1 pseudogene is annotated in these 1,531 nt (G+C 23.4%); it reads left to right on the forward strand.

The annotated features are described in order from the left end of the window. Positions 1 to 1,531 (forward strand): annotated as a pseudogene (locus L8V79_RS08065) (hypothetical protein); the annotation flags it as partial.

The following is a 1,531-nucleotide window of genomic DNA, read 5'->3' on the forward strand; positions in this document are numbered from 1 at the left end:
CATCAATATCCAAAACATATGAAAATGTAGATTTTAAGAAATACTCACCTTTAACGGTTGTTTTATTGACTTTAACTTTGTATGTTTTACAAAAAGACTTAGCTTCTACACAAGAATATTCTCTTGGTGTTAAAAATATTGTAATTCCAAATTTAGATTATGGTGATAAAGAAATTTCACTTAATTACCAAAAGATTAAAATACCAAATTATTTTAATGAGTATATCTTATTTATCCCTGATGATATTTATTTTTATGATAATGATAAAAAAATTTACATCTTTTTATCTAAAGAATTAAATAAAAATAAAAAAGAAGATGAAGTTATCTATTTAGATGAATTAGCTAAAGCTATGTTTGAAAATGATTTTGAAGAAGATGATCAAGCTTATGTGAATTTTTTAAAAACCTTAAATGAAAGCTTTGATGAGGAAATTGAATTTAAAGAAAATACACAAACAGATAAAACTCTTCCTTTGAAAAAAGATTTAGATAAAAGTATTCAAGAAATTATGCTTGATAATGAACTTGCAAAATTATCTATAGATATCACTTTTTTTAATATCATTAAGCAACTTTTTCCTTTTGCAGAATTTTTTATGAGCCAGCCTGATTTTTTTAAAAAAATGATTTTATTTTTTATAAATTCAAGCTTTGATAAAAAGCATTATGGCAATAAATTATTTTCTAGTTTTAAAGCACATTTTTTTAAAGAACTAGGGATATTTTATGCACTTAATCCTAAAGGACATTTTATAAAAATTAATCCAAAAAGTAAAAAGCCACTCAATAAGCTTTTTTTATATCAAATAGGAACAAATTATTATTATTTTAATCAATTAGAATATGCAAGCGAGTTGAAAAAGTCAAAGAGTTTTTCAAGATTGGATAAAGCTAAGCAAATTCATTTGATATCAAAAGTAAAAAAACAATTAGCTATCGATTTTTCTATTAAAGTAAGTAAAAATTTAAGTGTAGATGTGTTAAAAAATTTAGCAGGATCTTTTATCGATACACTTTTGCCTACAAATTATGAAAGATTAAAAATTTTATATGAAAAACTAATGTATGAAAAATTTACTTACAATTATGATTTTCCTTTAGCTGTAAAAAAAGAAGAATACTTAACCTATCCTTTATTGATAAATTCTAGATTTATGAGTTTTGATTTATCTGAGTTTATTTTTGGTTCTTTATTATGCACAGGTGGGCTTAATTATTATCCTAGTATTGCTTGTGCTACAACTTCAAGCAAAGCTAGGGAATTTGCCTTAAAAAGACTTTTATCTTATATTATTTTAGATGAAAAAAGAAGTGCTTTTAAGGAAGATAAAATTAATGAGGGCAAATACATCTTAAATGATAAGGAATTTTTTGAAAAAAACAATATAGAACTTAGAAATTGTAATATATATAAGCTAGAACATTTTCAAAGAAAAGAAGAGTATAAAACACAACACCCAGTGATAAAACAACACCCTATCTTAGCTTATAATGATGCTATACAAATTTTATATGAATATGCAAATGG

The sequence above is a fragment of the Campylobacter sp. IFREMER_LSEM_CL2194 genome, from assembly GCF_025771685.1.
Lineage (GTDB): Bacteria > Campylobacterota > Campylobacteria > Campylobacterales > Campylobacteraceae > Campylobacter_D.